The organism is Streptococcus sp. CL8.13, from assembly GCF_049737895.1.
This window is the reverse complement of sequence record NZ_JBKOTT010000057.1, coordinates 1-5,471: the sequence shown is the minus strand read 5'-3', so window position 1 is coordinate 5,471 and position 5,471 is coordinate 1. Positions and strand designations below refer to the sequence as shown.

Genomic DNA, 5,471 nt, shown 5'->3' with positions numbered 1-5,471 from the left:
GATAATACCATCAAAACGGTTCATAAACTCTGGGCTAAAGAAGTTACCGAGTTCACCAAGAACAGAGTTGGTACGTCCTTCTCTAGCAGCACCAAATCCAACGCTAGCTTCTGCCTTACCTGTACCTGCATTTGAAGTCATGATGATGATGGCGTCCTTGAAGCTAACGGTACGTCCTTGTCCATCTGTTAAACGACCATCGTCCAAGACTTGAAGGAACATATGCATGACATCTGGATGAGCTTTCTCTACTTCATCTAAGAGAATAAGAGAGTAGGGATTACGCCGGACTTTTTCAGTTAATTGCCCAGCCTCATCGTAGCCAACATAACCTGGAGGGGCACCAACTAATTTAGCTACACTGTGTTTTTCCATATATTCACTCATATCAAAGCGAATCATACTGTCAGCAGAACCAAAGAGTTCGATAGCTAGTTGTTTGGAAAGTTCTGTCTTACCGACACCAGTTGGTCCGACAAAGAGGAAGCTTCCAATTGGACGGTTAGGCGTACCGAGACCGACACGATTACGGCGAATAGCTTTGGCTATCTTATCAACTGCATCGTCCTGTCCAATAACATGAGACTTGAGGTCTTCAGCTAGATGGATGAGTTGAGATTGTTCTTTCTCTTTCAAATCGCCAACAGGAATGTTGGTTTTCTGCTCGATAATGTGCTCAATGGTTTTCTCACTGATAATAGGAGTATCTTGGTCTGTGACCTTTTTCTTTTGCATTTCCTTATACTTGGCAATCTGGTCGCGGAAGTAGGCAGCCTTCTCAAAATCTTCCTCTCGTGTAGCTTGAGATTTGAGATTTTCAGCCTCAATCAAGCGCTGATCAATCACTTTAGGATCCACAAAATTCAAGGTCAAGTTCATCTTAGAACCCGCTTCATCTAGGAGGTCAATGGCCTTGTCGGGCAAGAAGCGATCTTGGATGTAGCGATTGGACAGAGTTGCAGCTGCTTCAATTGCAGCATCGGTATACTGAACGTGGTGGTAGTCTTCGTATTTCTTTTGAATGCCTTTGAGGATAGTGATTGTTTCTTCCACTGTTGGTTCATCGACTTTGACAGGTTGCATACGACGCTCTAGGGCAGCATCCTTTTCAATGACACGGTATTCATTAAGGGTAGTAGCGCCGACCAGTTGCAGTTCCCCACGAGCAAGGGCTGGCTTGAGGATATTTCCTGCATCCATATTGCCATCGCCTGCAGAACCAGCACCGACAATTTCATGGATTTCATCGATAAAGAGGATGATGTCCTCACGTTTGCGAATTTCTTCCATGAGTTTTTGCATGCGTTCTTCAAATTGTCCACGAATACCCGTTCCTTGAACCAAGCTAACCACATCCAGACGGATGACTTGTTTACCTTGGAGTTTATGTGGAACGTCGCCATCAACGATTTTCTGAGCTAGACCTTCGACAACGGCAGTTTTTCCGACACCTGGTTCACCGATAAGAACAGGATTATTCTTGGTTCTGCGATTGAGAATTTCGATGACACGGATAATCTCATCGTCGCGCCCAATAACGGGGTCGATATCGCCACGACGGGCAATTTCAGTTACGTTGATACCAAATTCTTCTAGTAGGCCTTTTTCTTGGCTTGGAGGCGGAGTTTGGGCAGGTCCACGATTTTGGGAGCCATAACCGCCGTTTCCACCGTAGCCTCCACCTGATTGGGTTGGGGGAGTTGGAGGAGTATTGTTAGAAGGTCTGAAATTGTTTAGGTCATTGAAGAAATCGCCGAAAGGATCAAAGTCACGATTGTTCAGATCCGTCATACCTTGAAAGAGGCTATTGTTAGGATCTGTCTTGATAATCTTATAGCAGTTTTGACAGAGGTCAATTTGTTTTTGTTTTCCATTGAGATTGGTATAAAGATGAATTGTTGAGTCATTGATTTTACAGTTTTGACAAAGCATACATCTACCTCATTTCTTTCTTTAGCCTGACCTGTTTAAAGGTCAAAAATAGTCAAATTTCTATACTCTCATTATAACAGGATTGGGGTGTAAAGCAAGTAAAAAGATTGCAGCTTTGAGAAGTTGTTACAATGAAAATCTTTGGGAATTTGAGTTATAAAAAAATCCTATTTGTGAGACAAAAAGGATTTTGGTTAGACATGCAGGGGCAATCCCAGCTTGTTTTGTATTAGTAAAGGAGTTCGTAAATCTCCATTGCAATCAAGTCAATGCTGTCAAACGTATAAGTTTCGCGAGCTTCTACATCACGAAGGGTAAAGATTGATCCGTTTTCTTCGTCGTGGCTGTATGCAACTTCTGCAACAACAACTCCTTCGCGTTCAAAATTACGTTTTAAATTTCCGCCGTCTTTTGCCATTGCTTCAAGGCGGTTGATGATTCTAACCAAATGTGATTCCATTTTGATTCTCCTTCATTTCTTATCGTTACTATTTTACCATAAAGAAGGTCAACTTGCCTAGAAAAAACTAAGATTTCTCGCTAATTCTACCAGCTTAAAGATTTTTTGAATAAATTAGACAAAAGATTTGAATTTTAATTCAACTCATGTTATAATCATACAGTATTCTATTTTAGAAAGCAGTGAGACTATGAATTTTTCTTTTTTACCAAAGTATTTACCTTATTTTAACTATGGGGCTGTTGTGACGGTTCTCATTTCTATCTGCGTTGTCTTTTTTGGGACTATTTTGGGTGTTGTCTTGGCTTTTGGGCAACGTTCAAAGTTTAAACCGCTTGTTTGGCTTGCCAACTTGTACGTTTGGATTTTCCGTGGGACACCGATGATGGTTCAGATTATGATTGCCTTTGCTCTTATGCATATCAATGCTCCGACTATTCAGGTCGGGATTTTGGGTGTTGATCTTTCTCGTCTGATTCCAGGGATTTTGATTATCTCAATGAACAGTGGTGCTTATGTTTCTGAGACTGTTCGGGCTGGGATTAATGCGGTTCCAAAAGGTCAACTAGAGGCGGCCTATTCTTTAGGGATCCGTCCTAAAAATGCCATGCGCTATGTGATTTTGCCACAAGCTATCAAAAATATCTTGCCAGCATTGGGAAACGAATTTATCACTATTATCAAGGATAGTTCTCTCTTATCAGCTATTGGTGTCATGGAGTTGTGGAATGGGGCTACAACAGTTTCTACAACAACTTATCTACCTCTGACTCCACTTTTATTTGCAGCCTTTTACTATTTGATTATGACTTCTATTTTGACAGTGGCTTTGAAAGCTTTTGAAAAACGTATGGGACAAGGAGATAAGAAATAATGACAGAAACCTTGATAAAAATCGAAAATTTACATAAATCCTTTGGAAAGAATGAAGTATTGAAGGGCATCAACCTCGAGATTAAAAGAGGAGAAGTTGTCGTTATCATCGGTCCTTCAGGGAGCGGGAAATCTACCTTGCTTCGTTCTATGAATTTGTTGGAAGAAGCAACCAAGGGGAAGGTTATCTTTGAGGGAGTCGATATTACGGACAAGAAGAATGACCTGTTTGCCATGCGTGAGAAGATGGGCATGGTTTTCCAACAATTTAACCTCTTTCCTAATATGACTGTGATGGAAAATATTACCTTGTCACCTATCAAGACCAAAGGTGAAAGCAAGGCAGTTGCTGAGAAGAGAGCCCAAGAGCTTTTGGAAAAAGTTGGTTTGCCAGATAAGGCAACTGCTTATCCACAGAGTTTGTCTGGTGGCCAGCAACAACGGATTGCCATCGCGCGTGGGTTGGCTATGGAACCAGATGTTTTGCTCTTTGACGAGCCAACCTCAGCCTTGGACCCTGAGATGGTAGGAGAGGTACTGGCTGTTATGCAAGACCTTGCCAAGTCAGGAATGACCATGGTTATCGTAACACATGAAATGGGATTTGCCCGTGAGGTGGCAGACCGTGTCATCTTTATGGCAGACGGAGTGGTTGTTGAAGATGGGACACCTGAGCAGATTTTTGAACAGACCCAAGAACAACGGACTAAGGACTTCTTGAGTAAGGTTTTATAATCTATTTTAAAATTTCAAGACAAGATTAGTGAAAAGCTCGACCCGAGCTTTTTCTTATAGTTTGAAACTATAGGGTTGCCTAGGAAAGAAGTGTTAGAGGGGACTAGCAGTTTTTGGTATAATGTAAGATAGTTTGAAAGAAAAGAGAAGTGATATGACACAGATTATTGATGGGAAAGCTTTAGCGGCCAAATTGCAGGGGGAGTTGGCTGAAAAGACTGCAAAATTAAAGGAAGAATCAGGTCTAGTACCTGGTTTGGTAGTGATTTTGGTGGGAGACAATCCAGCCAGCCAAGTCTACGTTCGCAACAAGGAACGGTCAGCTCTCGCTGCTGGCTTCCGTAGTGAAGTAGTGCGAGTTCCAGAGACCATTACCCAAGCGGAATTGTTAGACTTGATTGCCAAATACAATCAAGATCCAGCTTGGCATGGGATTTTGGTCCAGTTACCTTTACCAAAACATATCAATGAAGAGGCAGTTTTATTAGCCATTGACCCCGAAAAAGATGTGGATGGTTTCCATCCCCTAAACATGGGTCGCCTCTGGTCTGGTCATCCAGTTATGATTCCTTCGACACCTGCAGGAATTATGGAGATGTTTCATGAATATGGGATTGATCTAGAAGGTAAAAATGCGGTCGTCATCGGTCGTTCAAATATCGTTGGAAAACCCATGGCCCAGCTTCTTTTGGCCAAGAATGCAACAGTGACCTTGACTCACTCACGGACTCATAATCTTGCTAAGGTGGCTGAAAAAGCGGATATTCTTGTGGTCGCAATTGGTCGTGCTAAGTTTGTGACTGCTGATTTTGTGAAACCAGGTGCGGTTGTCATCGATGTCGGGATGAACCGCTATGAAAATGGTAAGCTCTGTGGGGATGTGGATTATGAGGCAGTTGCCCCACTTGCTAGCCATATTACGCCAGTTCCTGGAGGTGTAGGTCCTATGACCATTACTATGCTGATGGAGCAAACTTATCAAGCAGCACTCCGGACATTGGAGAGAAAATTTTAAAAGTAAGTTTATAAAAGGAGGTATGCGCTTCCTTTTTGTTGTATAATGGAGTGAGGTGATTAGATGATTTTAAAAATTTATAATGGAGAATATAGTTTACAATGGGATAGAATATACTACTTAGCACTAATTGATTATCCAAATATTCAAGAGTGGGAATTAGAAAAAATTGCTAAATTTATAGCTTACGAAAAACTTCATAGACGTCAAACAAGTATTGAGTGTGCTGATTCTTGTTTAAAAAAAGAAATTTTAGATTACATCTGTCAGCATCCCTTTCTGCCACCATTTACCCCTACAGATAAAAGAGTAGCCTCGACTTATGATCTACATAAGAGGTTAGTGACTTCAGACTACTGTAGTCATACTACGACTATAGATGTAGCGATTTCTATCTTTAAAACAGGTCAGATTTTATCTGCTGTGAAAGCCTTTGGGCGAGATGCTGAGGAGTTG

5 protein-coding genes and 1 pseudogene are annotated in these 5,471 nt (G+C 41.6%); 4 read left to right on the top strand and 2 right to left on the bottom strand.

What is annotated here, in order from left to right; translation table 11 throughout:
• Together ACLNCN_RS02960 and ACLNCN_RS02955 are read right to left on the bottom strand one after the other, a co-directional pair.
• Nucleotides 1-1,932, bottom strand: a 1,932-nt coding sequence (locus ACLNCN_RS02960; RefSeq protein ID WP_424844575.1) for an AAA family ATPase, incomplete at its 3' end; no start/stop codon positions are given.
• Between the two features lie 229 nt (nucleotides 1,933-2,161).
• On the bottom strand, nucleotides 2,162-2,392 hold the full coding sequence (locus ACLNCN_RS02955; RefSeq protein ID WP_000443570.1) for a DUF1797 family protein: 231 nt from the start codon (nucleotides 2,390-2,392) through the stop codon (nucleotides 2,162-2,164).
• 190 nt (nucleotides 2,393-2,582) lie between these two features.
• On the opposite strand from ACLNCN_RS02955, the gene ACLNCN_RS02950 reads away from it, so the two are divergent.
• The 4 genes and pseudogenes from ACLNCN_RS02950 to ACLNCN_RS02935 all read left to right on the top strand — a co-directional run.
• Nucleotides 2,583-3,266: an amino acid ABC transporter permease gene (locus ACLNCN_RS02950; RefSeq protein ID WP_001011639.1), complete on the top strand. Its 684-nt coding sequence runs from the start codon at nucleotides 2,583-2,585 to the stop codon at nucleotides 3,264-3,266.
• Nucleotides 3,266-4,000: an amino acid ABC transporter ATP-binding protein gene (locus ACLNCN_RS02945; RefSeq protein ID WP_000140955.1), complete on the top strand. Its 735-nt coding sequence runs from the start codon at nucleotides 3,266-3,268 to the stop codon at nucleotides 3,998-4,000. Before ACLNCN_RS02950 ends, ACLNCN_RS02945 begins: the two co-directional genes overlap by 1 nt.
• A 154-nt stretch (nucleotides 4,001-4,154) precedes the next feature.
• A complete protein-coding gene (locus ACLNCN_RS02940) occupies nucleotides 4,155-5,015 on the top strand; it encodes a bifunctional methylenetetrahydrofolate dehydrogenase/methenyltetrahydrofolate cyclohydrolase (RefSeq protein WP_261035274.1) in 861 nt (286 codons plus the stop codon).
• Between the two features lie 63 nt (nucleotides 5,016-5,078).
• Nucleotides 5,079-5,471 (top strand): annotated as a pseudogene (locus ACLNCN_RS02935) (phosphate ABC transporter ATPase); the annotation flags it as partial.

What these genes read in the sequence shown, in the direction of transcription:
- ACLNCN_RS02955 (WP_000443570.1), bottom strand. Translation starts at nt 2,392, where the DNA reads ATGGAATCACATTTGGTTAGAATCATCAACCGCCTTGAAGCAATGGCA.
- ACLNCN_RS02950 (WP_001011639.1), top strand. Translation starts at nt 2,583, where the DNA reads ATGAATTTTTCTTTTTTACCAAAGTATTTACCTTATTTTAACTATGGG.
- ACLNCN_RS02945 (WP_000140955.1), top strand. Translation starts at nt 3,266, where the DNA reads ATGACAGAAACCTTGATAAAAATCGAAAATTTACATAAATCCTTTGGA.
- ACLNCN_RS02940 (WP_261035274.1), top strand. Translation starts at nt 4,155, where the DNA reads ATGACACAGATTATTGATGGGAAAGCTTTAGCGGCCAAATTGCAGGGG.